This window comes from Streptomyces sp. NPDC059740 (genome assembly GCF_042733155.1).
Lineage (GTDB): Bacteria > Actinomycetota > Actinomycetes > Streptomycetales > Streptomycetaceae > Streptomyces.
In genome coordinates this window covers 52,716-77,179 of record NZ_JBHWGP010000012.1, presented here as the reverse complement: position 1 = coordinate 77,179, position 24,464 = coordinate 52,716, and the positions used below count along the sequence as shown (strand labels likewise).

Below are 24,464 nucleotides of genomic sequence, written 5' to 3'. Positions count from 1 at the left end.
CTACCGATGACTGCCACGACCACCTCTGCGGCCACGCCCGGGGACGGCGTCCGGCCCGAGGGGACGGACGGCGGCCGGCCGCGGGGCCGCAGGACTCCCCGCGGCTCGGGGCGGCTACGGGGCCGCGCGCTCCCGTACCTCCTGCTGCTGCCCGCCGTCCTGATGGAACTGCTCATCCACCTCGTGCCGATGGTCTACGGCGTGATGATGAGCTTCAAGCAGCTCACCCAGTTCTTCATCCGCAACTGGACCGGCGCACCGTGGAACGGCCTGGACAACTACAAGGTCAGCTTCGACTTCAACGGCGCCGTGGGTGCTGGCCTGCTCGACTCCTTCGTCACCACCGTGTGCTACACCGTGCTGGTGGTGGGCCTGTCCTGGCTGCTCGGGACGGCCGCGTCCATCCTCATGCAGGGCAGCTTCCGCGGGCGGGCAGTGCTGCGGACGGTCTTCCTGGTGCCCTACGCGCTGCCGGTGTACGCGGCGACGATCACCTTCGCGTTCATCTTCCAGCACGACAACGGCATGCTGAACCACCTGCTCCACGACGAGCTGCACCTCACCGACAAACCCTCCTTCTGGCTGATCGACAGCAACAGCTTCTGGGCCATGGTCATCGTCTCGGTCTGGCGCAACTGGCCGTTCGCCTTCCTGGTCCTCATGGCCGGGCTGCAGAACGTGCCGGGCGAGCTGTACGAGGCCTCCGCCATCGACGGCGCCGGGGTGTGGAAGCAGATCCGCCACATCACGCTGCCCTCACTGCGGGCGGTCAACCAGGTCCTGCTGCTGGTGCTGTTCCTGTGGAACTTCAACGACTTCAACACGCCGTTCGTGCTGTTCGGCAAGGCGCCGCCGGAGGCGGCCGACCTGGTGTCCATCCACATCTACCGCAACTCCTTCGTCAACTGGAACTTCGGTACCGGCTCGGCCATGTCCGTCCTGCTGCTGCTGTTCCTCCTGGTGGTGACGGCGCTGTACCTGTGGTTCACCTCGCGCGAGAGGAAGACGGCCGATGTCTAGTACCTCAGTGACCAGGCGCCGCTCCCCCAACGCCGACCCGCGGTCGCTGGTGTGGACGCGCCGCGTGGTGCTGACCCTGCTGGCGCTCTTCGCCCTGGTGCCGGTCTACGTGATGATCACCAGTTCGCTGAAGCCGCTTCGATACGTCTCGGGGAAGTTCCACTGGATCCCCTCGGGGCTGACGATCCGGCCCTACATCGACATCTGGACGACCGTCCCGCTGGCGAAGTACTTCGTCAACTCCCTGATCGTGGCGGGCACCGCGACGGTCTGCTCGGTGGTGATCGCCATCCTGTCGGCGTACGCCGTGAGCCGCTACGACTTCCGCGGCAAGCGCGTCTTCACCGTCACGGTGCTCTCCACGCAGATGTTCCCGGGCATCCTGTTCCTGCTGCCGCTGTTCCTGATCTTCGTGAACATCGGCGAGTCGACCGGCATCGCGCTGTTCGGGTCCCGCGGTGGCCTCATCCTGACCTACCTGACCTTCTCGCTGCCGTTCTCGATCTGGATGCTGATCGGGTACCTGGAGTCCATCCCCAAGGAGTTGGACGAGGCGGCGCTGGTGGACGGGTGCGGGCCGCTCGGTGCGCTCTTCCGCATCGTGGTGCCGGCCGCGGTGCCGGGCATCGTGGCGGTCGCCGTCTACGCCTTCATGACGGCGTGGGGCGAGGTGCTGTTCGCCTCGATCATGACGAACGACACCACCAGGACCCTGGCGGTCGGTCTCCAGGCCTACGCCTCGGAGAACAACGTCTACTGGAACCAGGTGATGGCGGCCTCACTGGTCGTCAGCGTGCCCGTGGTGGCCGGGTTCCTCCTGCTCCAGCGCTACCTGGTCGCCGGTCTGACCGCCGGTGCCGTGAAGTGACGGTCCGGGGCCGCCCCGGCCCCGGCCTCACCACCCCGTCCGCCCCCACCCCGTGCGGACCGACGAGAACACATGAGGATCCTGTCGTGAACCAGCACCAAGTCCCCCGGCTCGACGCCCTGCCCGCCGACTTCGTCTGGGGGGTGGCGACCGCCTCGTACCAGATCGAGGGCGCCGTGGCCGAGGACGGGCGCGCGCCCAGCATCTGGGACACCTTCTCCCACCGGCCCGGGAAGGTCGCGAACGGCGACACCGGCGACGAGGCCTGCGACCACTACCACCGCTGGCCCGAGGACATCGGGCTGATGCGGACCCTCGGGGTGGACGCCTACCGTTTCTCGATCGCCTGGCCGCGCGTCGTGCCGGGCGGTGACGGGGCGGTGAACAAGGCCGGCCTGGACTTCTACGACCGGCTGGTCGACGGCCTCCTGGAGGCGGGCGTCACCCCCTTCGCCACCCTCTACCACTGGGACCTGCCCCAGGCGCTCCAGGACCGCGGGGGCTGGCCGTCCCGGGAGACCGCCGAGCACTTCGCCGCCTACGCCTCGGTCGTCGCCGAGCGCCTGGGCGACCGGGTGAAGCAGTGGGGGACGTTGAACGAGCCGCTGTGCTCGGCCTGGATCGGCCACCTGGAGGGCAAGATGGCCCCGGGCCTGACCGACCTCACCGCGGCGGTGCGCGCCTCCTACCACCTGCACCTCGGACACGGCCTGGCGACCGCCGCGGTCCGTGCGGCCTGCGCCGACGCGCGCGTCGGCATCGTCAACAACCTCAGTCCGATCGAGCCGGCCTCCGGCTCCGAGGCCGACCACGCGGCGGCGCGCCGCGCTGACGGGCACACCAACCGCTGGTGGCTCGACCCGATCCACGGCCGCGGCTACCCGCAGGACATGCTCGACCTCTACGGCGTGGACCTGCCGGTGCACACCGGCGACCTGGAGACCATCGCCGCGCCGCTGGACTGGCTGGGGATCAACTACTACTTCCGCCAGGTCGTCGCCGACGACCCCGCCGGGCCCGTCCCGCACGCCCGCCAGGTCGACCCCGAGGGCGCCCGCCACACCGCGATGGGCTGGGAGGTCCACGCCGACGGGCTGGAGCAGATCCTGAACCGGGTGACCCGGGAGTACGGCCCGGCGGCGGTGTACGTCACCGAGAACGGCTCGGCCTGGGCCGACGTGGTCGCGGCCGACGGCAGCGTCGACGACCCGGAGCGGGTGCGCTACCTGGACGAGCACCTGGCGGCCTGCGACCGCGCGGTGGCGGCCGGCACCCCGCTCGCCGGGTACTTCGCCTGGTCGCTCATGGACAACTTCGAGTGGGCCTACGGCTACGACAAGCGGTTCGGCCTGGTGCACGTCGACTACCCGACCCAGCGGCGGACCGTGAAGACCAGCGGACGCCACTACGCCGAGGTGGTCAGGGCGGCCCGGGCTGCGGCGGCGGGTGCCTGACCCGGCCCCGGGCGGGCTCCGGGTCCGGGAGCGCGACTGCCTCCCGGGCCCGGGGCCGTCCTGCACCCCCGCTACGGCAGCGGCGTGCCGCCGGTGGCGTTGACGATCTCGGCGGTGATGTAGCTCGCCTCGTCACTGGCGAGGAAGACGTAGGCCGGCGCCATCTCCGCGGGCTGCGCGGCCCGGCCCAGCGGCGCCTGCTCACCGAAGGACTCGGTGTCCGGCAGGGTGGCCGGGATCAGCGGCGTCCACACCGGGCCGGGAGCCACCGCGTTCACCCTGATCCCGCGCTCCACGAGCGCCTGCGCCAGGCCCTTGGTGAAGGTGACGATGGCGCCCTTGGTCATCGCGTAGTCCAGGAGGTGCGGGCTGGGGTGGTAGGCCTGCACGGAGGTGGTGTTGATGATGCTGCCGCCGGCGGGCATGTGCGGCAGCACCTTCTTCGACAGCCAGAACATGCCGTAGAGGTTGGTGTGCACCACCCGGTCGAACTGCTCGGTGGTGATGCCCTCGATGCTCTCGGGCTGCGCCATCTGGTAGGCGGCGTTGTTGACCAGGACGTCCACGCCGCCGAACTCCGCCACGGCGCGGTCGACCAGCGCCTGGCACTGCTCCTCGGCCCGGATGTCGCAGGGGACCGCCACGCCGCGGCGGCCGGCCTCCGTCACCAGCCGTACCGTCTCGCGCGCCTCGTGCTCCTCCTCGTCCAGGTGGGTCACCAGCACGTCCGCGCCCTCCCGAGCGAAGGCGAGGGCGACGGCCCGCCCGATGCCGGAGTCGCCACCGGTGACCACCGCCCGCCGGCCGGTGAGCCGGCCGCTGCCGCGGTAGCTCTCCTCACCGTGGTCGGGGCGGGGTTCCATCCTTGCGGTGTCACCGGGGTGGTCGTCGTCCTGCTGGGGGTAGGGCGGCTTCGGGTACCGGTCGCCGGGGTGTCGCGGGTCGGAGCCGGGCACGGTGCAGCACTCCTCACGGGTCGGCTGGTGGGACGGTAGAGCGGTGTACCCCCGGGCCGGTGATCCAAACGATCTTCACCGCCCGTCCCGGTCCCCGCCGCACACGCCCGCGTTCGGCCGTCCCGGTGAGCCGCGCCGCTCCGGCGCCCCCACCGGGTTTGCCGCGGCGCGGGGAGGCCACCTCACCGCTGCTCATCGGCGAGCCAGGCCACGGAAGGAAAGGTGACGTGGGCACCACGACCGCGCTGACCCTGCACGTCAACGGCGAGCGGCACTCCCGCGTCGTCGACAACCGCACCACACTGCTGGACCTCCTGCGCGAGGAAATCGGCCTCACCGGCGCCAAGAAGGGCTGCGACCACGGCCAGTGCGGCGCCTGCACGGTGCTGCTGGACGACCGCAGGGTCAACTCCTGCCTGATGCTGGCGCTCAGCGCCCGGGAGGGCCAGGTCACCACCGTCGAGGGGCTGGCCGACGGGGACACCCTCCACCCGTTGCAGGAGGCGTTCCTGGCGCACGACGGGTACCAGTGCGGGTTCTGCACCCCGGGGCAGCTCTGCTCCGGCGTCGCGGCCCTCGCCGAGGCGCGGGCCGGCTGGCCCAGCTCGGTGACGGCGCAGGACACCCCTCCCGGCCCGGTCACGCTGGACCGCACGGAGATCAAGGAGCGCCTGAGCGGCAACCTCTGCCGGTGCGGCGCCTACGTGCACATCGTTGACGCGGTGGCGGAGGCGGCCCGGTGAGGACCTTCCGCTACGAGCCGGCGACGAGCGCCGAGACCGCCGTGGAGCTGCTGGCCGGCGAGCCCCGTGCCGCGTTCCTGGCCGGCGGGACCAACCTGGTCGACCTGATGAAGCTGGGGGTGGAGACGCCCGAGGTGCTGGTCGACGTACGGCGGCTGCCCCTGGACGAGGTGGTGGCGACCGAGTCGGGCGAGCTGCGGGTGGGGGCGGCGGTGACCAACACCGACCTGGCCGTCGACCCGCTGGTGCGCAGCCGCTACCCCGCGCTGTCGCAGGCCCTGCTGGCGGGCGCCTCGACCCAGCTGCGCAACGTGGCGACCGTGGCGGGCAACCTGCTGCAGCGCACCCGGTGCAGCTACTTCCAGGACGTCGGCAAACCCTGCAACAAGCGCCGGCCGGGCTCGGGCTGCCCGGCCCGTACCGGCGTCCACCGCGATCTGGCGGTCCTCGGCGCCTCCAGCCACTGCGTGGCCACCCACCCCTCGGACATGGCGGTGGCCCTGGCCGCGCTGGACGCACGGGTGACCTGCCTGTCCGCCGAGGGGACCCGTACCGTCGAGGTGGTGGACCTGCACCGCCTCCCCGGCGACTCCCCGGAGCGGGAGACCGTGCTGCGCCGCGGCGAGCTGATCACCTGCCTGGAGCTGCCGGCGCCCGTCGAGGGGGCCCGCTCGGCCTACCGCAAGGTCCGCGACCGGGCCTCCTACGCCTTCGCGCTGGCGTCCGTCGCCGCGGATCTGCACGTGGTCGACGGCCGGGTGCGGCACGTGCGCCTCGCGTTCGGGGCCCTGGCGGCCAAGCCGTGGCGGGCCCGGCGCGCGGAGGAGGCGCTGCTGGGCGGGGAGGCGACGGCGGCGGAGTTCGAGGTGGCGGTGGGGCGGGAGCTGTCCGCGGCCGAGCCGCTGCGCGACAACGGCTTCAAGGTGGTGCTGGCCCGCCGGCTCGCCGTCGCCGTGCTGACCGACCTCGCCGCCGGGCAGGGCACCACCGAAGGGAGCCGGGCATGACCGCCACCACCCCACGGGCCACCGGCCGGGACCTCGCACGACTGGAGGGCCGCGAGAAGGTGACCGGGGCCGCCCGGTACGCCGGCGACCACGTGCCGGCCGGCCTCGCCTACGCCTGGCCGGTGCCGGCGACCGTGCCCCACGGCCTCGTCACCGCGGTGGCGGTGGACGAGGCCCTGGAGGACCCGGCGGTACTGGCCGTCCTCACCCACGAGGACGCCCCGGGCCTGGGGACGGTGGACGACGCGACGCTGCTGGTCCTGCAGTCGCCGCAGGTCGCCCACAGCGGCCAGGTGGTGGCGCTGGTGGTGGCGACCTCCCTGGAGGCCGCCCGGCAGGGGGCGCGGGCGGTGCGCGTGGACTACGAGCGGCTGCCGCACGACGTGGTGCTGCGCGGTGACCACCCCGACCTGTACGCACCCGAGACGGTCAACGGGGGCTACCCGGGGACGCGGGAGCAGGGGGACGTGGCGGGCGCGCTGGCAGCGGCGGCCGTGCGGCACGAGGCCGAGTACGGCACGGTGCCGCTCCACAACCACCCCATGGAGCCGCACACCGCGATCGCCTGGTGGGAGGACGGCTCGCTGCGGGTCCACGACTCCAGCCAGTGCGCCAACATCGTCCAGGGGGACCTGGCGAAGCTGTTCGGCCTGGACCGGGAGCAGGTGACGGTGACCAGCGAGCACGTCGGCGGCGGCTTCGGCAACAAGGGGACGACGCGTCCGCACGTGGTGCTGGCCGCCATGGCGGCCCGGGCGGTGGGACGGCCGGTGCGGCTCGCGCTGGCGCGGCAGCAGTTGCCGACGCTGACCGGCCACCGGGCCCCCACCCGTCAGCGGTTGCGGCTGGGAGCGGACGCGGACGGCCGGATCGTGGCGCTGGCGCACGAGGTGACCACGCAGTCCTCCAGGCTCAACGAGTTCACCGAGCAGGCCGCGGTGGTGAGCCGGGTGATGTACCGCGCGCCGGCTGCCCTCACCTCCCACCGGCTTGCCCGGCTGGACGTGCCGACCCCGTCGTGGATGCGGGCGCCGGGCGAGTGCCCGGGGATGTTCGCTCTGGAGTCGGCGATGGACGAACTCGCTCTCGCCTGCGGCGTCGACCCGGTGGAGCTGCGCATCCGCAACGAGCCGGAGACCGAGCCGGACTCCGGACTGCCGTTCAGCAGCCGCGGGGTGGTGACCTGTCTGCGCGAGGGCGCCCGGCGCTTCGGCTGGGCGGAGCGCGACCCGGCCGTCGGGACGCGGCGCAAGGGCCGGTTCCTGGTGGGCACGGGGGTGGCCTGCTCGACCTACCCCGCCATGCTCCAGCCGTGCCGGGCGCGGGCCCGGTCGCTGCCGGACGGCGGGGTGGAGGTCGGCATCGACGCCACCGACCTGGGCACCGGGGCGCGTACCGTGCTGACGCAGATCGCCGCGGAGGCGGCCGGGGTGCCGGTGGAGCAGGTCGTGGTCCGGATCGGGTGCAGTGCGCTGCCCCGCGCTTCGGTGGCCGGCGGTTCCTCGGGCACCGCCTCCTGGGGCACCGCGGTGCACCGCGCCTGCGAACGGTTGCGGGAGCTGGTCGCGGAGCGGCGCGGAACGTCCGCGGCGGGACTGGAGGTCGAGGTGGACACCGCGGAGGAGGTGCAGGGCCGTCGGGAGTTCGCCCGGCACGCCTTCGGGGCGCAGTTCGCGGAGGTCCGGGTGGACTCGGTGACCGGTGAGACGCGGGTGAGCCGGATGCTCGGGGTGTTCGCCGCGGGGCGCGTCCTCAACCCCCGCACCGCGCGTTCGCAGTTCCGCGGCGGCATGACGATGGGCCTGGGGATGGCGTTGACGGAGGGGTCCACCATGGACCGGGAGTTCGGCGACTTCGCCGAGCGCGACCTGGCGATGTACCACGTGCCGGTGAACGCGGACGTCCCGGAGATCGAGGTGCACTGGGTCGAGGAGCTGGACGCGGACCTGAACCCGATGGGTTCCAAGGGCATCGGCGAGATCGGCATCGTGGGGGCGGCCGCCGCGGTGGCCAACGCCGTCCACCACGCCACCGGAATCCGGGTGCGAACCCTGCCCATCACCCCGGACGTGCTGCTGCCCCACCTGTGAGGCGGGCGGTCGCACCGGCTACTCGGGCCGAACCGGTGCGACCTGGTGCGCCACTGCACCCGGGTACGGTGGCACACCGCCTCTCACGTGGCCGTACGCGCATCCCCCGCCTGCCGAGGACGGAGCGGGCGGGCGCGCGGGCGGCCACGCGGTCTCGGACCGCCGTCCTCAGGCGGCGACGGGGTGCGGGTCCTCGCGGCGCCGTGCCGTCCCGCCGTTCTCCACCTCCGCGCGGATGCGGGCGCAGGCGCGGCTGAGCAGCCGGGAGACGTGCATCTGGGAGATGCCGAGCTGCGCCGCGATGCTGTCCTGTGTCATGTCGCAGAAGAACCGCAGGTAGAGGATGCGGCGCTCACGTTCGGGCAGCCGCCCGAGCGGGGACTTCACCGCCTCGCGGCGCACCACCTGCTCGTAGCCGGGGTCGGCGCCGCCCAGGGTGCTCAGCAGGGCGAAGCCGTCGTCGTCCCCGCCCATCGGGGCGTCCAGCGACATGGAGCGGAAGGTGTTGAGCGCCTCCAGGCCGAGCAGGACGTCCTCCTCGGGCAGCCCCGTGTGCGCGGTGAGGTCCGGGACGGTGGGGACCCGCTCGTCGGCGCCGGTGCTCAGCTCCCGGACGGCGAGCCGCACCTTGTTGCGCAGTTCCTGGGCGCGCCGCGGCACGTGTACGTCCCACATGCAGTCCCGGAAGTGGCGCTTGATCTCCCCGGTGATGGTGGGGACCGCGAAGCTCTCGAACGCCTCGGAGCGCTCGGGGTCGAACCGGTCCACGGCCTTGACCAGCCCGAGGGCGGCCACCTGCCGGAGGTCCTCGACGGTCTCCCCGCGGTTGCGGAAGCGCAGGGCCAGCCGCTCGGCCATGGGCATCCAGGCCTGGATGAGCTCCCTGCGCAGCCGGGCGCGTTCGGGCCCCTCGGGAAGGGTCGCCAGGCGCGCGAAGTCGCCCGCGGTGTCGGGGGCGTCGTCGTAGGACCGCCCACGACGGCGCGTACGGGAGGTGGTGGGGGCGGTGACGGCTGGTGTGGCCATGGGGGGAGGTTCCTCCGCTTGGGACGCCGGAGCGGGTGGGCACGGGGGCGAGTCGAGCCGACCTCCCGGCATGCAGGCGCCGCGAGAGTGACCCTCGTCGGTGCCTGCTGTCCGAAGCACTGCCGTCCGCCTTGCCGGGTGCGCACGATCCATGCGTGCGCCGCGCCACGGATTTCCCGGCGCGCCCTCGGCGGTCGGCGCGCGAGCACCTCGGAGGCGGGCACGGGGCGGGTGCGGGCGCCCTCCCCACCCCCGCATCACCCGAATGGAGTACATGGCGGAAATCGGGCCCTGCCCCATGGGCATGGGGCCGTTCGGGTGGACGGGGGGTGCGGGGGCGGGGGTGCCGGGCCGCGAGAGCTTGCCCCGGCCGGGCCCCGGGTGCGGGATGGAAGAAGGCGCGTTCCCCGCCGAGGTTCGGCCCGCGGCGCGCCCGCGACTAGGAGGGAACACCTATGGCACCCGATGGACAGGCATTCAACACCGACGAACTGAGTGGTCTGAACGTGTTCGACACCGACGGTTCGAAGATCGGTCACGTCGCACAGGTCTACGTCGACGACGTCAGCGGTCAGCCCGAGTGGATCACGGTCAAGACCGGCCTGTTCGGCGCGAAGGAGAGCTTCATACCGCTGGCGGGCGCCCGTCGTCAGGGCACCGACCTGCACGTGCCCTACCACCGGGACGTGGTCAAGGAAGCCCCCCGGCTCGAAGCCGACCAGCATCTGGAACCGTCCGAGGAAGGCGAGCTGTACCGGCACTACGGGCTGACGCGTCCCGCGACTCCCCCGACGGGTCCCGGCACGGACACCGCGGACGTGCACGGGCGTCCGCCGGCGGAGGCGGCGACGGGCGGAGCCCCGATGGCCGGCGAGCCGGCCTCCGCGCCGGCCGAGGAGCGCGCCACCGCCGGAGAGCAGGGCGCGGCCGCCGGCCTGACGGAGCAGTCGCTGACCCGGTCGGAGGAGCAGGTCCACGTCGGCACCGAGGAGTACGAGACGGGGCACGCCAGGCTCCACAAGTACGTGGTCACCGAGAACGTGACGACGACGGTGCCGGTCAGCCACGAGGAGGTGCACGTGGTGCGCGAGCCGGTGGCGGAGTCCGACCGCAGCGGCGGCGCGGCCCGCATCCACGAGCAGGACATCGAGATCACCCTGCACGCCGAACGCCCGACGGTGCGCAAGGAGACCGTCGCGGTGGAACGGGTACGGCTCGACACCGAGAAGGTCACCGAGCAGCAGGAGGTCAACACCGAGGTCCGCAAGGAGCAGGTGGAGATGGAGGACAAGGGCGAGGAGGAGTGGGGCCGGGGCGGTACCGGCTGACCGCCGGCCCCGCGGGCGTCGGCCCTCGCGAGGGCCCGCGCCCCTCACCCGTCGGGGCCGTGTCCCCCACCGATGCCGGTGGGGGACACGGCCCCGGGCGCTGCGGGCCGGTGGCTCAGCCCTCGACGCTCATGCCGCTCAGCCGCTCCACACCGCGCAGCAGCGCCGAGTGGTCCAGGCCGCCGTCGCCCTGCGCCCGGAGGGAGGCGACCAGCGAGGCCACCAGGGAGCCCACCGGCAGGGCCGCACCGACGTTGCGGGCGGCGTCGGTGACGATGCCCATGTCCTTGTGGTGGAGGTCGATGCGGAAGCCGGGGGCGAACTCCCGCTGCCGGAAGTTGTCCTTCTTGCGGGTCAGCACGGTGGAGCCGGCCAGGCCGCCGTTGAGGACGTCCAGCGCCGCACCGAGGTCGACGCCGGACTTCTCCAGGAAGACCACGGCCTCGGCGCACGCCTGGATGTTGACGGCGACGATGAGCTGGTTCGCGGCCTTGACGGTCTGGCCGGCGCCGTGCGGGCCGCAGCGGACGATGGTCTTGCCGAGCGCCTCGAACAGGGGCAGCGCCTCGTCGAAGTCGGCCTGCTCGCCGCCGACCATGATGGACAGGACGGCCTCGACCGCACCCGCCTCACCGCCGGAGACCGGTGCGTCCAGCACGCGGATGCCGCGCTCGGCGCCGGCCGCGGCCAGGTCGACGCTGGTCTGCGGGGTGATGGAGGACATGTCGATGAGCAGGGCGCCCTTGCGGGCATGGGCCAGGATGCCGTCCTCGCCGTAGGCGACGGCCTCCACCTGTGGGGAGGCGGGGACCATGGTGATGACGACGTCGGCGTCGCGCACCGCCTCGGCGATGGAGGACGCCGCCTTGCCGCCGGCCGCCGCGAGCCGCTCCAGCTTGGCCTGCTCCAGGGTGTGGCCGGTGACCTGGTAGCCGGCCTTGAGGAGGTTCTCCGCCATCGGGGCGCCCATGATGCCCAGACCGATCCAGGCGACGCGGGGGAGGTTGCTCATGGTGGTGCTTCCTTACGTGAGGTGCGGAAACGGGTTGCGGAACCGGGAGCCGGCGGCCCCGGTCGGGGGCGCACCCGGTCGGTCTCGGGTGCGCCGGTCGGGTGGCTCGGGTCAGGCCATCGGCACGACGGCGGTCGGCGCGTGGCCGGCCTCGGTGGCCAGGTCCTCGAACTCGTTGACCTTGTCGATGTCGGCGGCGCCCATGGAGATGTTGGTGACGCGCTCCAGGATCGCCTCGACCACGACGGGCACCCGGTGCTCGGCGGCGAGCTTCCTGGCCTCCTCGAAGGCGGGCAGCAGCTGCTCGGGGTCGGTGACCCGGATCGCCTTGCAGCCCAGGCCCTCGGCGACCCGGACGTGGTCGACGCCGTAGACGCCGAGTTCGGGGGCGTTGAGGTTCTCGAACTCCAGGTTGACCTGGAAGTCGATGTCGAAGGCGCGCTGGGCCTGGCGGATGAGGCCCAGGTAGGAGTTGTTGACCAGCACGTGGACGTAGGGGATGCGGTGCTGTGCCCCGACGGCCAGTTCCTCGATCATGAACTGGAAGTCGTAGTCGCCGGAGAGCGCGACGACCTCGCAGCCGGGGTCGGCGGTGGCGACGCCCAGCGCGGCCGGGACGGTCCACCCCAGCGGTCCCGCCTGACCGCAGTTGATCCAGTGCCGCGGCTTGTAGACGTGCAGCATCTGGGCGCCGGCGATCTGGGAGAGCCCGATCGTCGAGACGTAGCGGGTGTCGGGGCCGAACGCCCGGTTCATCTCCTCGTAGACCCGCTGGGGCTTGATGGGGGTGTCGGGGAAGTGGGTCCGGCGCTGGAGGGTGGCCCGGCGGGTCTGCGCGGACTCGGCCCAGGCGGAGCGGTCGGGGAGGCTGCCGGCCTCGCGGGCCTCGCGGGCGGCCGTGACGAGGAGTTCGAGCGCCGCGCCCGCGTCGGAGGCGATGCCGTAGTCGGGGGCGAAGACCCGTCCGATCTGGGTGGGCTCGATGTCGATGTGGACGAAGGTGCGGCCCTCGGTGTAGACGTCGAGCCCGCCGGTGTGGCGGTTGGCCCAGCGGTTGCCGATACCGAGGACGAAGTCCGACTCCAGGAACGTCGCGTTGCCGTAGCGGTGCGAGGTCTGCAGGCCCACCATGCCGGCGTTGAGGCGGTGGTCGTCGGGGATGGTCCCCCAGCCCATCAGGGTGGGGACCACGGGGACCCCGGTGAGTTCGGCGAACTCCACCAGCAGCTCGGCGGCGTCGGCGTTGACGATGCCGCCGCCGGCGACGATCAGCGGGCGCTCCGCGGCGCAGAGCATGGCCAGCGCCTTGTCGATCTGCGCCCGGCCGGCGGTGGGCTTGTAGACCGGCAGCGCCTGGTAGGTCTCGGGGTCGAACTCGATCTCGGTGAGCTGCACGTCCAGCGGCAGGTCGACGAGGACGGGGCCGGGCCGTCCCGAACGCATGAGGTGGAAGGCCTGCTGGAGGACGCCGGGCACCTGCGCGGCCTCCAGCACGGTGGTGGCGGCCTTGGTGACCGGCCGGGCGATCGCGGCGATGTCGACGGCCTGGAAGTCCTCCTTGTGGAGGCGGGCCGTGGGCGCCTGCCCGGTGATGCACAGGATCGGGACGGAGTCGCCCGAGGCGGAGTAGAGGCCGGTGATCATGTCGGTCCCGGCCGGGCCCGAGGTCCCGATGCACACGCCGATGTTGCCGGGGTGGGTGCGGGTGTACCCCTCCGCCATGTGGGAGGCGCCCTCCACGTGGCGCGCGAGCGTGTGGTTGACGCCGCCCGCCGCCTTGAGCGCCGCGTAGAAGGGGTTGATGGCCGCGCCGGGCACCCCGAACGCCTGCGTCACGCCCTCCCGCTTGAGGATCTCCACCGCCGCGCGTGCGGCTGTCATACGAGCCATCGCGTTCTCCCGCGTCGAGCAGTCGGGGGTGGACCGGCGGGTCGGCGCCGCGCTGTCCGCGCCGACTGCCCGACCACCCGCTGACTTCCGTAATATGGAAAAGACTTTCTGTTGTACGGAAGAACGTAGAGGGACCTCCGGGCCGCGTCAAGAGGGGGTGCTCCCGGGCCGGCACGAGGGGCGCAGGGGCTGCTGCCGCGCGCCACGGCCCCCCGTCCGGCGCGGAAGGGCGCATCGACCGCGTATGTCCGGTCCTCAGGGGCACACGGAGCACAAGACCCGCAGGACGACGGAACGCGACGGTGAGTCACCATGGCCCAAGGTCACGACCTCGGCACCACTGATCTCACGAGGTGCTCCCCCGGCACCTCCGGCTCCAGCGACGGCTGGTTCCGGGAGGCGGGGTACGTGCCCAGCAGCTCGCACGCCCGGGAGCTGGCACACGGCTTTCTGGAACGCCTGAGGGAACGGCCCGCGGCCCGCTCGGCCGACGCGGTGATGCTGGTCGTCTCCGAGCTCGTCACCAACGCCCTCGTGCACGCCGGAGGCGTCACCTGGTTCCGGATCGCCGCCCACCCGGACGGGGTCGAGGTCACCGTGCGTGACCGCAGCCGGGTGCCGCCGCGGGAGCGGATCTCCGACCCGAAGCAGCCGGGCGGTTTCGGATGGCCCATGGTCAAAAGGCTCTGCTCCGAGGTGGGGGTGGCCCTGCGGCCGTCCGGCAAGGACGTGCGGGCACTGGTCCCGGTGTGAGTGCGCCCGGTGCGGGTGCGGTGCCCCGGCGCTCACGCGCCCGGCCCGTCACGCCTCCCGTCCCGGCCTCACCGGCCCGGGGCCCGCGGCGGGAGGACCGGGCCCCCGGACTCCTCGGGGCACGCGCGGGGGCGGCTCCCGTGTGATCTCGTACGGCGGCGTACCGCCGCGCCGCGTCGCCTGAGATAGTCGCTGCATGTCCTCATCGCGCGACAGCCGGCCCGCCGGCACCGATCCAGAGTCCTGTGTGGCGGCCCAGTACCGGGAGGGCGACGCGTACGTCGTCGTCCTGCGCGGTTCGGTCGACCTCGACGGCGCCGAACCGGTACGCGAGGCGCTGGAGGCCGCCGCCGCCTCCGGCTCCGAGTGCGTCATCGCGGACCTGTCCGCCATGACCTTCGGCGACTCCACCATGCTGAACCTGCTCCTGCGCGCGCACAGCACCTGTTCGCTGCGTATTGCCGGGCCGGGTGAGGCGGTGTCCCGGCTGTTCCAGCTCACCAGCACCGACACCGTGCTGGACATCTACCCCACGCTGAAGGCGGCGCTCGCCGGCGGGAACCGGCCGGCGGACGCCTGAGGGCCGGGCCGCAGGCCCCGCGTGCCGCACGGGAAAGGGCCCGCGGCCCCACCCCCGGCAACACTCGGCCGGGGGTGGGGGCGCGGGCCCTGCTGGTGCCGCGGTGGGCTGCGCGGACGTCAGCGGATGGGGACCCCGGAGACGGTGCGCGCGATGACCAGGCGCTGGATCTCGGCGGTGCCCTCGAAGATGGAGTAGATGGCGGCGTCCCGGTGCATCCGCTCCACCGGGTACTCCCGGGTGAAGCCGTTGCCGCCGAGGATCTGCATGGCCTGCGCGGTGACCTTCTTCGCCGTCTCGCCCGCGTAGAGCTTCGACATGGAACCCTCGGCCGAGGTGAACGGCTTCTTGTTGGCGCCCATCCAGGAGGCGCGCCACACCAGCAGGCGGGCCGCGTCGATCTGGGTGGCCATGTCGGCGAGCTGGAAGGCGACGCCCTGGTTGTCGATGATGGGCCGGCCGAACTGCTCCCGCGTCCGCGCGTAGTCCAGGGCCACCTCGTAGGCGGCGCGGGCGATGCCGATGGCCTGGGCGCCGACGGCCGGACGTGAGGCCTCGAAGGTGGCCATCGCCGCGTTCTTGATGCGCTCGCCGGTCTTCGCCCGCTCCCGGGCCCGGGCGAGGCGCTCGTCGAGCTTGTCCTTGCCGCCCAGCAGGCAGGAGCCGGGGACGCGCACGTCCTCCAGCACCACCTCGGCGGTGTGCGAGGCCCGGATGCCGTGCTTCTTGAACTTCTGGCCCTGCGAGAGCCCCTTGGTACCCGGCGGGATGATGAAGGAGGCGTGCCCCTTGGAGCCCAGCTCGGGGTCGACGACGGCCACCACCACGTGGATGTTGGCGATGCCGCCGTTGGTCGCCCAGGTCTTGGTGCCGTTGAGGACCCACTCGTCCTTCGCCTCGTCGTAGACCGCGCGGGTGCGCATGGCGGAGACGTCGGAGCCCGCGTCGGGCTCGGAGGAGCAGAACGAGGCGACCTTCACGTCGTTGGCGTCGCCGAACATCTGCGGAACCCAGGTGCCGATCTGCTCCTCGGTGCCGTTGGCCAGGACGCCCACCGCCGCCAGGTTGGTCCCCACGATGGCCAGGGCGATGCCGGCGTCACCCCAGAAGAGCTCCTCCATGGTCATGGCGATGCCCAGACCGGTCGGGTCGAAGAACTGCTGGGCGTAGAAGTCCAGGGAGTACAGACCGATCTTCGCGGCCTCCTGGATGATCGGCCACGGCGTCTCCTCCCGCTCGTCCCACTCCGCGGCGGCCGGGCGTATGACGTCTGCGGCGAAGCCGTGGATCCAGTCCCGGACCTCCTTCTGCTCCTCGTTGAGTTCCATGGTGAACGCGGCCTCAGCCATGACCCCTCCAGCGCTGCGCCCTACTTTGTTACCAACAGTAACGTCGAGTCTGTTACCGGCCAGTAGTCCCTGTCAACCTGGACGGCCGGCCCGGTCGCGCGGACTCGGGTGCTACGTTGCGGCGCAGGGCCGGTGACGGGACGACAACGATCAACGGGAGCGCTCATGCAGGGCAGCACGCACGGCAGCCGGCCACAGCCGGTGGAGTCCGGGCGCCGCCGCAGGGAACTGCTGGAGGCCGCGGAACGCGTGGTGCTGCGCGACGGTCCGCAGGCGTCCATGAACGCCATCGCAGCCGAAGCCGGCATCACCAAACCGATCCTCTACCGGCACTTCGGCGACAAGAACGGCCTCTACCGGGCCCTGGCGGTCCGGCACACCGACGGCCTGCTGGCCGGGCTCCGCGCCGCCCTGGACGCGCCCGCCGCCTCCCGGCGCGAACGCGTCGAGGTCACCCTCGACACCTACCTGGCGGCCATCGAGACCCGGCCGCAGGTCTACCGCTTCCTGATGCACCCGGCCGCCGACGAGCCCACGGCCGAGTCCGGTTTCGACGTCGGGCGTCACTCCGCACCGCTGCTGCGGCGCCTGGGCGAGGAACTGGCCGGTCTCATCTCCGCCCGCCTGGACCTGGACGCCGAGGCCGCCGAGCTGAACCGGGTCTGGGGCCACGGCATCGTCGGCATGATGTACGCCGCCGGCGACTGGTGGCTGCGGGAGCGGCCCTGCTCCCGCCAGGCCCTCGTCACCCACCTCGCGGACCTGCTGTGGGGCCGCCTCTCGCAGGTCGCGGACCGGCCGGCGGCGCCCGGACGGTGAGCTGCCGGGGCACGACCGCGGCCCCGGCCCGCCTCAGCCGCGCGCCTCGCGCGCCCACGGCGCCCGGCGCGCCGCCCACAGGGCGCGCCGCCGCCGCATCCCGTCCAGCCGGTCGGTGAAGAGGGTGCCGTCCAGGTGGTCGCACTCGTGCTGCAGGCAGCGGGCGAAGAACCCGGTGCCCACCACCCGCACCGGCTCCCCCGCCACCGTCACGCCCTCGACCACCGCCTCGTCGTGGCGGGGCGTGCCCGACTCCACGCCGGGCAGCGACAGGCAGCCCTCGGTGCCGCGCACCACGACGCCGCCGGTGGCCACCAGGCGCGGGTTGACGACGTGCCCGAGGTGGCGGCGGTCCTCGTCGTCGGGGCAGTCGAAGACGAACACCCGCAGGTTTACGCCCACCTGGTTGGCTGCCAGCCCCACCCCGCGCGCCGCGTACATCGTGGCGAACATGTCCTCCACGAGGCGGGCCAGGTCGTCGTCGAAGGCCGTCACGTCCCGGCAGGGCGTGCTCAGCGCGGGGTCACCCAGCAGGCGCATACGACGGGGACGGCCGGTGGAGCCGGGGATGGTGCGGTGCGACATGACGCCCAAGACTATGTCGGCCCGACGGGTGCCGAGGTCAGGGCGGCCTTCCGCCCGAGCCGGCCGGCGGGGCCCGTCCGGGCCCGGACGGGTGGCTCGGTGAGGCCGAGCCCGCAGATCTCGATAGGCTTGCCCCTGACCGAGACCCGGCCCGGGAGAGACGGCCGCACGGGACGCGTACCACCGGCGGCGGGGCGAGGGGCGCCGGATGCGAGGAGGAGCTGAGACGATGGCAGGCAACACGGAGCCGCTGTCGCCACGGGCCAGGCTGGCCGTGACGGCGGGCAAGGCCGCGGCGGCGGTGTCGCGCGCGGCTGGCCGCGGCAGCGGGTCGGTGATCGGCGGCCGGGTGGCGCTCAAGCTCGACCCCGACCTGCTCGGCCGGCTGGCGAACCACCTGGACGTGGTGCTCGTCTCGGCGACCAACGGCAAGACCACCACCACCCGGCTGATCGCCGAGGCGCTGGGCGCCGCCGGCCCGGTGGTCTCCAACGCGCTCGGCGCCAACATGCCGGCCGGCATCACCTCGGCCCTGGCCGGCGGCTCCGACGCCCGGTTCGGCGTCATCGAGGTGGACGAGAAGTACCTGGCGGGGGTGGCCCGCGACGTCACCCCGAAGGCGATCGCGCTGCTGAACCTCTCGCGCGACCAGCTCGACCGGGCCGCGGAGACCCGCATGCTCGCCGAGCGGTGGCGGGAGGGCCTGAGCGGTTCCAAGGCCCTCATCATCGCCAACGCCGACGACCCGCTGGTGGTCTGGGCCGCGTCCTCCTCCCCCAACGTGGTGTGGGTCGCGGCGGGCCAGGAGTGGAAGGACGACGCCTGGTCCTGCCCGTCCTGCGGCGGTGTGATGCAGCGCCCCGGTGACGACTGGTACTGCCAGGAGTGCGGTTTCCGCCGCCCCACGCCGAGCTGGGCGCTCTCCGGCGACCACGTCCTGGACCCGCACGGCTCGGCCTGGCCGATCCGCCTCCAGCTCCCGGGCCGCGCCAACAAGGCCAACGCCACCACCTCCGCGGCGGTCGCCGCCGCCTTCGGCGTCCCGCCGCAGGTCGCGCTGGAGCGGATGTACGCCGTGCAGGCCGTCGCCGGACGCTACGACGTGGTCACCTACCAGGAGCGCGAGCTGCGGCTGCTGCTGGCCAAGAACCCCGCCGGGTGGCTGGAGACCTTCTCCCTGATCGACCCGCCGCCCACCCCCGTCATCCTCTCGGTCAACGCCCGGGGCGCCGACGGCACCGACACCTCCTGGCTGTGGGACGTCGACTACACCCGGCTGGCCGGCCACCCGATCTTCGTCATCGGCGACCGTAAGCTGGACCTGGCGGTCCGCCTGGAGGTCGCCGGCCTGGACTTCCACGTCGCCGAGGACGTGGACGAGGCGGTCCGCACGGCACCGCCCGGCCGGATCGAGGCGATCGCCAACTACACCGCCTTCCAGGACCTGCGCCGCCGCGTGGGCAACTGACCGGGCACGCGAGGGTAAAGGACGTTTCCAGCATGAGTGACAACAGCCTGCGTCTGGTGTGGATCTACCCGGACCTGCTGAGCACGTACGGCGACCAGGGCAACGCGCTGGTCGTGGAGCGCCGGGCCCGGCAACGGGGCCTGGACGTGCAGCGCCTGGACGTGCGCTCCGACCAGGCCGTGCCCACCTCCGGCGACATCTACCTCATCGGCGGCGGCGAGGACCGTCCGCAGCGCCTCGCGGCCGAGCGGCTGCGGCGGGACGGCGGCCTGAACCGGGCGGTCGCCAACGGCGCCATCGTCTTCTCGGTCTGCGCCGGCTACCAGATCCTCGGCAACGAGTTCGTCAACGACCTCGGTGAACGTGAGCAGGGCCTGGGCCTGCTGGACGTCGTCTCCACCCGCGGCGAGGGCGAGCGCTGCGTCGGCGACGTGCTCGCCGACATCGACGCCCGGCTGAAGCTGCCGCCGCTGACGGGCTTCGAGAACCACCAGGGCGTCACCCACCTCGGCCCCACCGCCCGCCCCTTCGCCAAGGTGCGGTTCGGCAACGGCAACGGCGTGGGCGACGGCTTCGAGGGCGCCTACAACGACACCGTCTTCGGCACCTACATGCACGGCCCCGTCATGGCCCGCAACCCGCACATCGCGGACCTGCTGATCAAGCTGGCCCTGGACGTGAACGCGCTGCCGCCGGCCGACGACCGCTGGTACGAGGCGCTGCGCCAGGAGCGCATCGCGGCGGCGACCCAGCCCGCGTAACCGGGCAGGTCCCGGTCCCGAAGGCCCGTCCGCGGAGCGAGACCGCGGGCGGGCCTTCGCGCATCCGCTTGTAGGGTGAGGCAAACCACCCGGACGAGGAGGTCCGGGCTGACGCTCCCAGTTGCAGGGGTTGCTGAAAATGCGCATGGGTGTCCTGACCTCCGGTGGCGACTGCCCCGGTCTGAACGCCGTCATCCGATCCGTCACACACCGGGCGGTGGCCGACCACGGGGACGAGGTGATCGGCTTCCGCGACGGCTGGCGGGGCCTGCTGGAGTGCGACTACCGCAAGCTCGACCTGGACGCGGTGGGCGGCATCCTGGCCCAGGGCGGCACGATCCTGGGCTCCTCCCGGGTGCGCCCCGCCGACCTGCGCGACGGCGTGGAGCGGGCGCGCGAGCACGTCGCCGAACTCGGCCTCGACGCGATCATCCCGATAGGCGGCGAGGGCACGCTCAAGGCGGCCCGGCTGCTGTCCGACGCAGGCCTGCCGATCGTCGGCGTCCCCAAGACCATCGACAACGACATCTCCGGCACCGACCACACCTTCGGCTTCGACACCGCGGTCGGCGTCGCCACGGAGGCACTGGACCGGCTGAAGACCACCGCGGAGTCCCACCAGCGGGTCCTGGTGGTCGAGGTCATGGGGCGCCACACCGGCTGGATCGCGCTGCACTCCGGGATGGCGGCGGGCGCCCACGCCATCGTCGTCCCCGAGCGGCCCTTCGACGTGGACACCCTCGCCAAGATCGTCGACGAGCGGTTCGCGGCGGGCAAGAAGTTCGCGATCGTCGTCGCAGCCGAGGGCGCCAAGCCGCAGCAGGGCTCGATGTCCTTCGAGACCGGCGGGACCGACGTCTACGGCCACGAGCGGTTCGCGGGCATCGCCCGCCAGCTCACCGCCGAGCTGGAGCGCCGGCTGGACAAGGAGGCGCGGCCGGTCATCCTCGGCCACGTCCAGCGCGGCGGCACGCCCACGGCCTACGACCGGGTGCTGGCGACCCGGTTCGGCTGGCACGCGGTGGAGGCGGCGCACCGCGGCGACTTCGGCATGATGACGGCGCTGCACGGCACCGACATCACCCTGGTCCCGCTCGCGGAGGCCGTCGAGACCCTCAAGACGGTGCCCGGGGAGCGGTACGCGGAGGTCGACAGCGTGCTCTGAGCCGCTGCCGGCGCGCCGGGCGGCCAAAGGACACGGCGGGCGGTGACCGGCGCGGCGCGGGCGGCCCCGGCGCGGGTCGCCGCGCGGTCCGGTTCTACCCTGGTGCGGGACGCATCGGTCGTGGTGCGGACGCACGGGCGAAAACCGGGAGCGACGGGATGGATCACAGCGGACACGGCATGAGCGGCATGGGGGGCATGCCCATGGACCTGCCGCCGTTCACGCTGGGGCGGTCCCTGGCCTTCAGCAACGACACCTTCTTCCTCGTCGGCTGCGTGCTGGCGCTGCTGCTCTACGGCTGGGCGGTGGTACGGCTGCTGCGCCGCGGCGACCGGTGGCCGGTGGGCCGCATGGTGGCCTGGGTGGTGGGCGTCCTCACCGTCGCGCTGACGATGTGCACGAAGCTGAACGACTACGGCATGGTCATGTTCAGCGTCCACATGACGCAGCACATGATCATCAGCATGCTCTCGCCGATCCTCCTGCTGCTGGGCGGGCCGGTCACCCTGACGCTGCGGGCGCTGCCCACCGCTGGGCGGGGCCGCAAGGGCCCCCGGGAGCTCCTGGTGGCGCTGCTCAACAGCCGCTACCTGCGGATCGTGACCCACCCGGCGTTCACCATCCCGCTGTTCATCGCCAGCCTCTACGGCCTGTACTTCACGCCGCTGTTCGACTTCCTGATGCGCTCGCACGTCGGGCACATCGCGATGATGGTGCACTTCCTGATCGTCGGCCTGGCGTTCTTCTACCCGATCATGGGCGTGGACCCGGGGCCGCACCGCCCCGGCTTCGTGATGCGGATGCTGGAGCTCTTCGCCGGCATGCCCTTCCACGCCTTCTTCGGCGTGGCGCTGATGATGGCGACGCACCCGATGGTCACGACCTTCCTGCACCCGCCGGCCTCCCTGGGCATCGACGCGGTGACCGACCAGTCCGTCTCCGGCGGCATCGCCTGGGCGTTCAGCGAGGTCCCCTCGGTGCTGGTGCTGCTGGCGCTGGTCTTCCAGTGGTACAAGTCCGAGGAGCGCCAGTCCCAGCGCCGGGACCGCGCCGCGGACCGCAACGGCGACCGGGAGCTGGCCGACTACAACGCCTACCTGGCGTCGTTGCAGGCCCGCAGTCGCTGAGGACCGCCGGCCGGCAGCACGCTGCGCGGGCGGGCCGCAGTGAGAACCGCAGACCGGTGGCGACGAGAGCCGCGGCCGGGGACCATGTCCCTGGGGCCGCGGCTCTCGTCGCAAGCGGCGGCGGGTAACGCGACTCCTGGGCAGGAGGTGGCGGGATGTCGGGCTCCACCAGGGCGATGGCGGTACTCACCACGGGCGGGCTGGTCGCCGCGTCGGCCTACTCGGTGGCCTTGGGCGGCGACGGCTGGCTGTGGTTCGCCTGGGTCGTGACGGCACTGACCACGCTGGGCGTGGCGGTCTCCTCCCGGGGCACCTGAGGCGGGCCACTCGCGGGGGCGGCCGGCCGGGGGGGGCGACGGCGTCGCCGGTCACACCCGCTGCGCACCTGCCCTGCCCCCGCCTCTGCCAGGCGGCAACGACGACGCGCAGGCGGGCGCCGCGCGGAAACGAGGGGAACCCGGTGCTCTACCAGGTGTTGAAGTACGTCTTCATGGGGCCGCTGCTGCGGCTGATCTTCCGGCCCCGGGTGGAGGGGCTGGAGCACGTTCCCGAGGAGGGGGCCGCGATCATCGCGAGCAACCACCTCTCGTTCGCGGACCACTTCGTGATGCCCGCGATGGTGCCGCGCCGCGTGACGTTCCTGGCGAAGGCCGAGTACTTCACGGGACGCGGGATCAAGGGGCTGCTGACTGCGGCGTTCTTCCGGGGCGTCGGGCAGATCCCGGTGGACCGTTCCGGGGGCGCGGCAGCGCAGGCGGCGTTGCGGGCCGGGCTCGGGGTGCTGAGATCGGGCCGGCTGCTGGGCATCTACCCGGAGGGCACCCGCTCCCACGACGGCCGCCTGTACAAGGGGCGTACCGGGGTTGCGGCGATGGCCCTCGAGGCCGGTGTGCCGGTGGTGCCGTGCGCGATGATCGGCACCTTCGAGGCACAGCCGACGGGGCGGCGGCTGCCGCGGGCCATGCGGATCACCATCCGGTTCGGGGAGCCGATGGACTTCTCCCGGTTCGCCTCCCTCGCCGACGACCGCACCGCCCTGCGTGCGGTGACGGACTCGGTGATGGACGCGGTGCGCCGGCTCTCCGGCCAGGAGTACGTGGACGTGTACGCCTCCGAGGCGAAGGCGGCCCGCGCCGGTTCCCCGCGTGGGCGCGGCCCCGCTCGCCGGGGGTAGCGCCGGCCCGGGGGCCTCCCGCCGCCGTCGCCGTCCGTGTTGTGCCGACGGCGAACGGGACTGGGCCGGCCGGAACTTGGCGGCCTAGCGTGCGCACATGAGTTCACGCATCGCAGTGGTGGTAGGAGCGACAGGGCAGATAGGCCGGGCGACGGTGAGGACGCTGGTCGCGGACGGCTGGCGGGTACGGGCCGTCTCCCGGCGGGGGGCGGATCTCAGCGAGTGGCCGGAGGCCGTCGAGCCGCTGTCGGCGGACCGGGAGGACGACGCGGGACTGGCGGCCGCGGTCGGTGACGGCTGCGAGGTCCTGGTGGACTGCGTGGCCTACGGGGAGTCGCACGCACGCCAGTTGGCGGCTCTCGCCGACCGGATCGGTTCGGCCGTGGTGATCTCCAGCGCCGCGGTGTACGAGGACGAGCAGGGCCGCGGCTTCATGACCCAGGACCAGCCGGACGGCGCCCCGCAGTACCCCGTCCCGTTGCCCGAGAGCCACCGCACGGTCGCCCCGGGAGACGGCGACTACGCCAGGAAGAAGGTCGCGCTGGAGCAACTGCTGCTGGCCGAGGGGGAACGGCTGCCGGTGACGCTGTTGCGGGCCGGGGCGGTGCACGGCCCGCACAGCCCGTACCCGCGCGAACTCTACTTCGTCAAGCGGGTGTTGGACGGGCGCCGGGTGCGCCTGCTGGCGTGGGGCGGGGACAGCCGCTTCCACCCCGTGCACGTGGACAACCTCGCGGAGCTGGTGCGGCTGGCCGCAGCCCGTCCGGGGTCGCGGGTGCTCAACGCGGGGGACCCGCAGGTGCCCACGGTCGCGGAGATCAGCGCGGCGGTGGACGCGGCGATGGGTGCGCCCGCCTCGGAGATCGTGGCGGTGCCCGAGCCGGGGGCGGCGGGCGGCGTCGGGCTGACGCCCTGGTCCCTCCCCACCCCTCTCGTGCTCGACATGGGGGCGGCCGAGCGGGAACTCGGCTACCGCCCGGTGACGGGGTACGCCGAGTCGCTGCCGGCCACCGTGGAGTACGTGCGTGAGCGGCTGGCCCACGGCACCTGGCAGGACGTCTTCCCGCTCGCCGCGCGGGCGCACGCCGGCGAGCCGGTGTTCGACTACGAGGCGGAGGACCGCTGGCTCGCCGCACACCGCGGCTGAGACAGGCAGGCCGGCCGCCGGTCCGGCGTCCGCGCGGACGCGGGGTGGTACCGGATGCCGGTATCCGGCCGGGCGCCGGTGCCGGCATCCGTGCCCGTGTCGGGCGCGGGCGGTCGGCACCGGCCGGCCATGGGGGCGCGGT

General features: G+C 73.0%; 23 protein-coding genes. 17 read left to right on the top strand and 6 right to left on the bottom strand.

The window, feature by feature from the left end:
- The first annotated feature begins 6 nt into the window (after window positions 1–6).
- The 3 genes from ACFV3R_RS16820 to ACFV3R_RS16810 all read left to right on the top strand — a co-directional run bounded on the left by ACFV3R_RS16820 (window position 7) and on the right by ACFV3R_RS16810 (window position 3,342).
- The gene (locus ACFV3R_RS16820) at window positions 7–1,020 is read left to right on the top strand and encodes a carbohydrate ABC transporter permease (RefSeq protein ID WP_385582480.1); all 1,014 of its coding nucleotides are present in this window, start codon (window positions 7–9) and stop codon (window positions 1,018–1,020) included.
- Window positions 1,013–1,888, top strand: a complete 876-nt coding sequence (locus ACFV3R_RS16815) for a carbohydrate ABC transporter permease (RefSeq protein ID WP_385582477.1) — start codon at window positions 1,013–1,015, stop codon at window positions 1,886–1,888. Before ACFV3R_RS16820 ends, ACFV3R_RS16815 begins: the two co-directional genes overlap by 8 nt.
- 86 nt (window positions 1,889–1,974) lie before the next feature.
- Window positions 1,975–3,342 (top strand): GH1 family beta-glucosidase, encoded by a 1,368-nt coding sequence (locus tag ACFV3R_RS16810; protein ID WP_385582474.1) that lies wholly within the window; start codon window positions 1,975–1,977, stop codon window positions 3,340–3,342.
- Window positions 3,343–3,413: 71 nt separating this feature from the next.
- Here the strand turns inward: ACFV3R_RS16810 and ACFV3R_RS16805 are convergent, their stop codons facing one another.
- On the bottom strand, window positions 3,414–4,298 hold the full coding sequence (locus ACFV3R_RS16805; RefSeq protein WP_385582471.1) for a glucose 1-dehydrogenase: 885 nt from the start codon (window positions 4,296–4,298) through the stop codon (window positions 3,414–3,416).
- A 227-nt stretch (window positions 4,299–4,525) separates the two neighbouring features.
- Between ACFV3R_RS16805 and ACFV3R_RS16800 the strand changes: the two genes are divergently transcribed.
- From ACFV3R_RS16800 to ACFV3R_RS16790, 3 genes are read left to right on the top strand one after another with little or no spacing between them, the layout of a single operon-like run.
- Window positions 4,526–5,041, top strand: a complete 516-nt coding sequence (locus ACFV3R_RS16800; protein WP_385582468.1) for a (2Fe-2S)-binding protein — start codon at window positions 4,526–4,528, stop codon at window positions 5,039–5,041.
- Window positions 5,038–6,048: an FAD binding domain-containing protein gene (locus tag ACFV3R_RS16795; protein ID WP_385582464.1), complete on the top strand. Its 1,011-nt coding sequence runs from the start codon at window positions 5,038–5,040 to the stop codon at window positions 6,046–6,048. The genes ACFV3R_RS16800 and ACFV3R_RS16795 overlap by 4 nt, the downstream gene beginning before the upstream one ends.
- Entirely contained in the window at window positions 6,045–8,138 is a 2,094-nt protein-coding gene (locus tag ACFV3R_RS16790) for a xanthine dehydrogenase family protein molybdopterin-binding subunit (protein ID WP_385582461.1), read from the top strand. Before ACFV3R_RS16795 ends, ACFV3R_RS16790 begins: the two co-directional genes overlap by 4 nt.
- 168 nt (window positions 8,139–8,306) lie before the next feature.
- On the opposite strand, the gene ACFV3R_RS16785 is transcribed toward ACFV3R_RS16790, so the two are convergent.
- Window positions 8,307–9,164 carry a SigB/SigF/SigG family RNA polymerase sigma factor gene (locus ACFV3R_RS16785; protein WP_385582458.1) on the bottom strand — a complete coding sequence of 286 codons (858 nt, stop codon included), beginning with the start codon at window positions 9,162–9,164 and terminating at the stop codon, window positions 8,307–8,309.
- Window positions 9,165–9,619: 455 nt separating this feature from the next.
- Here ACFV3R_RS16785 and ACFV3R_RS16780 point away from each other — a divergent pair, with 455 nt between their 5' ends.
- Window positions 9,620–10,492, top strand: a complete 873-nt coding sequence (locus tag ACFV3R_RS16780) for a DUF2382 domain-containing protein (protein ID WP_385582455.1) — start codon at window positions 9,620–9,622, stop codon at window positions 10,490–10,492.
- A 115-nt stretch (window positions 10,493–10,607) separates the two neighbouring features.
- On the opposite strand, the gene ACFV3R_RS16775 is transcribed toward ACFV3R_RS16780, so the two are convergent.
- Window positions 10,608–11,504, bottom strand: coding sequence for a 2-hydroxy-3-oxopropionate reductase (locus tag ACFV3R_RS16775; RefSeq protein WP_385582452.1), 897 nt, complete (start codon window positions 11,502–11,504; stop codon window positions 10,608–10,610).
- A gap of 111 nt (window positions 11,505–11,615) precedes the next feature.
- On the bottom strand, window positions 11,616–13,394 hold the full coding sequence (gene gcl, locus ACFV3R_RS16770) for a glyoxylate carboligase (RefSeq protein ID WP_385582449.1): 1,779 nt from the start codon (window positions 13,392–13,394) through the stop codon (window positions 11,616–11,618).
- A 312-nt stretch (window positions 13,395–13,706) separates the two neighbouring features.
- Between gcl and ACFV3R_RS16765 the strand changes: the two genes are divergently transcribed.
- Together ACFV3R_RS16765 and ACFV3R_RS16760 are read left to right on the top strand one after the other, a co-directional pair.
- Window positions 13,707–14,147, top strand: a complete 441-nt coding sequence (locus ACFV3R_RS16765) for an ATP-binding protein (RefSeq protein WP_385582446.1) — start codon at window positions 13,707–13,709, stop codon at window positions 14,145–14,147.
- A gap of 196 nt (window positions 14,148–14,343) precedes the next feature.
- Window positions 14,344–14,727: an STAS domain-containing protein gene (locus tag ACFV3R_RS16760; protein WP_385582443.1), complete on the top strand. Its 384-nt coding sequence runs from the start codon at window positions 14,344–14,346 to the stop codon at window positions 14,725–14,727.
- Between the two features lie 119 nt (window positions 14,728–14,846).
- On the opposite strand, the gene ACFV3R_RS16755 is transcribed toward ACFV3R_RS16760, so the two are convergent.
- Window positions 14,847–16,076 carry an acyl-CoA dehydrogenase family protein gene (locus ACFV3R_RS16755; protein WP_385582440.1) on the bottom strand — a complete coding sequence of 410 codons (1,230 nt, stop codon included), beginning with the start codon at window positions 16,074–16,076 and terminating at the stop codon, window positions 14,847–14,849.
- Window positions 16,077–16,241: 165 nt separating this feature from the next.
- Between ACFV3R_RS16755 and ACFV3R_RS16750 the strand changes: the two genes are divergently transcribed.
- Complete coding sequence (locus tag ACFV3R_RS16750) at window positions 16,242–16,895, top strand: TetR family transcriptional regulator (protein WP_385582437.1); 654 nt, start codon at window positions 16,242–16,244, stop codon at window positions 16,893–16,895.
- Between the two features lie 33 nt (window positions 16,896–16,928).
- On the opposite strand, the gene def is transcribed toward ACFV3R_RS16750, so the two are convergent.
- Window positions 16,929–17,480: a peptide deformylase gene (gene def / locus ACFV3R_RS16745; protein WP_385582434.1), complete on the bottom strand. Its 552-nt coding sequence runs from the start codon at window positions 17,478–17,480 to the stop codon at window positions 16,929–16,931.
- A gap of 229 nt (window positions 17,481–17,709) precedes the next feature.
- Here def and ACFV3R_RS16740 point away from each other — a divergent pair, with 229 nt between their 5' ends.
- The 7 genes from ACFV3R_RS16740 (at window position 17,710) to ACFV3R_RS16710 (ending at window position 24,322) form a co-directional block, all read left to right on the top strand.
- A complete protein-coding gene (locus ACFV3R_RS16740) occupies window positions 17,710–18,948 on the top strand; it encodes a MurT ligase domain-containing protein (protein ID WP_385582431.1) in 1,239 nt (412 codons plus the stop codon).
- 32 nt (window positions 18,949–18,980) lie between these two features.
- The gene (locus tag ACFV3R_RS16735) at window positions 18,981–19,709 is read left to right on the top strand and encodes a type 1 glutamine amidotransferase (protein WP_385582428.1); all 729 of its coding nucleotides are present in this window, start codon (window positions 18,981–18,983) and stop codon (window positions 19,707–19,709) included.
- A gap of 139 nt (window positions 19,710–19,848) precedes the next feature.
- Window positions 19,849–20,874 carry a 6-phosphofructokinase gene (locus ACFV3R_RS16730; protein ID WP_385582426.1) on the top strand — a complete coding sequence of 342 codons (1,026 nt, stop codon included), beginning with the start codon at window positions 19,849–19,851 and terminating at the stop codon, window positions 20,872–20,874.
- Window positions 20,875–21,032: 158 nt separating this feature from the next.
- The gene (locus tag ACFV3R_RS16725; RefSeq protein WP_385582424.1) at window positions 21,033–22,001 is read left to right on the top strand and encodes a cytochrome c oxidase assembly protein; all 969 of its coding nucleotides are present in this window, start codon (window positions 21,033–21,035) and stop codon (window positions 21,999–22,001) included.
- A gap of 155 nt (window positions 22,002–22,156) precedes the next feature.
- Window positions 22,157–22,318, top strand: coding sequence for a hypothetical protein (locus ACFV3R_RS16720; RefSeq protein WP_385582422.1), 162 nt, complete (start codon window positions 22,157–22,159; stop codon window positions 22,316–22,318).
- A gap of 143 nt (window positions 22,319–22,461) precedes the next feature.
- Window positions 22,462–23,175 carry a lysophospholipid acyltransferase family protein gene (locus ACFV3R_RS16715; protein ID WP_385582419.1) on the top strand — a complete coding sequence of 238 codons (714 nt, stop codon included), beginning with the start codon at window positions 22,462–22,464 and terminating at the stop codon, window positions 23,173–23,175.
- Window positions 23,176–23,272: 97 nt separating this feature from the next.
- The gene (locus ACFV3R_RS16710; protein ID WP_385582417.1) at window positions 23,273–24,322 is read left to right on the top strand and encodes an NAD-dependent epimerase/dehydratase family protein; all 1,050 of its coding nucleotides are present in this window, start codon (window positions 23,273–23,275) and stop codon (window positions 24,320–24,322) included.
- The last annotated feature ends 142 nt before the right edge of the window (window positions 24,323–24,464 follow it).

What these genes read in the sequence shown, in the direction of transcription:
- ACFV3R_RS16820 (WP_385582480.1), top strand. Translation starts at nt 7, where the DNA reads ATGACTGCCACGACCACCTCTGCGGCCACGCCCGGGGACGGCGTCCGG.
- ACFV3R_RS16815 (WP_385582477.1), top strand. Translation starts at nt 1,013, where the DNA reads ATGTCTAGTACCTCAGTGACCAGGCGCCGCTCCCCCAACGCCGACCCG.
- ACFV3R_RS16790 (WP_385582461.1), top strand. Translation starts at nt 6,045, where the DNA reads ATGACCGCCACCACCCCACGGGCCACCGGCCGGGACCTCGCACGACTG.
- ACFV3R_RS16785 (WP_385582458.1), bottom strand. Translation starts at nt 9,164, where the DNA reads ATGGCCACACCAGCCGTCACCGCCCCCACCACCTCCCGTACGCGCCGT.
- ACFV3R_RS16780 (WP_385582455.1), top strand. Translation starts at nt 9,620, where the DNA reads ATGGCACCCGATGGACAGGCATTCAACACCGACGAACTGAGTGGTCTG.
- ACFV3R_RS16775 (WP_385582452.1), bottom strand. Translation starts at nt 11,504, where the DNA reads ATGAGCAACCTCCCCCGCGTCGCCTGGATCGGTCTGGGCATCATGGGC.
- gcl (WP_385582449.1), bottom strand. Translation starts at nt 13,394, where the DNA reads ATGGCTCGTATGACAGCCGCACGCGCGGCGGTGGAGATCCTCAAGCGG.
- ACFV3R_RS16765 (WP_385582446.1), top strand. Translation starts at nt 13,707, where the DNA reads ATGGCCCAAGGTCACGACCTCGGCACCACTGATCTCACGAGGTGCTCC.
- ACFV3R_RS16760 (WP_385582443.1), top strand. Translation starts at nt 14,344, where the DNA reads ATGTCCTCATCGCGCGACAGCCGGCCCGCCGGCACCGATCCAGAGTCC.
- ACFV3R_RS16755 (WP_385582440.1), bottom strand. Translation starts at nt 16,076, where the DNA reads ATGGCTGAGGCCGCGTTCACCATGGAACTCAACGAGGAGCAGAAGGAG.
- ACFV3R_RS16750 (WP_385582437.1), top strand. Translation starts at nt 16,242, where the DNA reads ATGCAGGGCAGCACGCACGGCAGCCGGCCACAGCCGGTGGAGTCCGGG.
- def (WP_385582434.1), bottom strand. Translation starts at nt 17,480, where the DNA reads ATGTCGCACCGCACCATCCCCGGCTCCACCGGCCGTCCCCGTCGTATG.
- ACFV3R_RS16740 (WP_385582431.1), top strand. Translation starts at nt 17,710, where the DNA reads ATGGCAGGCAACACGGAGCCGCTGTCGCCACGGGCCAGGCTGGCCGTG.
- ACFV3R_RS16735 (WP_385582428.1), top strand. Translation starts at nt 18,981, where the DNA reads ATGAGTGACAACAGCCTGCGTCTGGTGTGGATCTACCCGGACCTGCTG.
- ACFV3R_RS16730 (WP_385582426.1), top strand. Translation starts at nt 19,849, where the DNA reads ATGCGCATGGGTGTCCTGACCTCCGGTGGCGACTGCCCCGGTCTGAAC.
- ACFV3R_RS16725 (WP_385582424.1), top strand. Translation starts at nt 21,033, where the DNA reads ATGGATCACAGCGGACACGGCATGAGCGGCATGGGGGGCATGCCCATG.
- ACFV3R_RS16720 (WP_385582422.1), top strand. Translation starts at nt 22,157, where the DNA reads ATGTCGGGCTCCACCAGGGCGATGGCGGTACTCACCACGGGCGGGCTG.
- ACFV3R_RS16710 (WP_385582417.1), top strand. Translation starts at nt 23,273, where the DNA reads ATGAGTTCACGCATCGCAGTGGTGGTAGGAGCGACAGGGCAGATAGGC.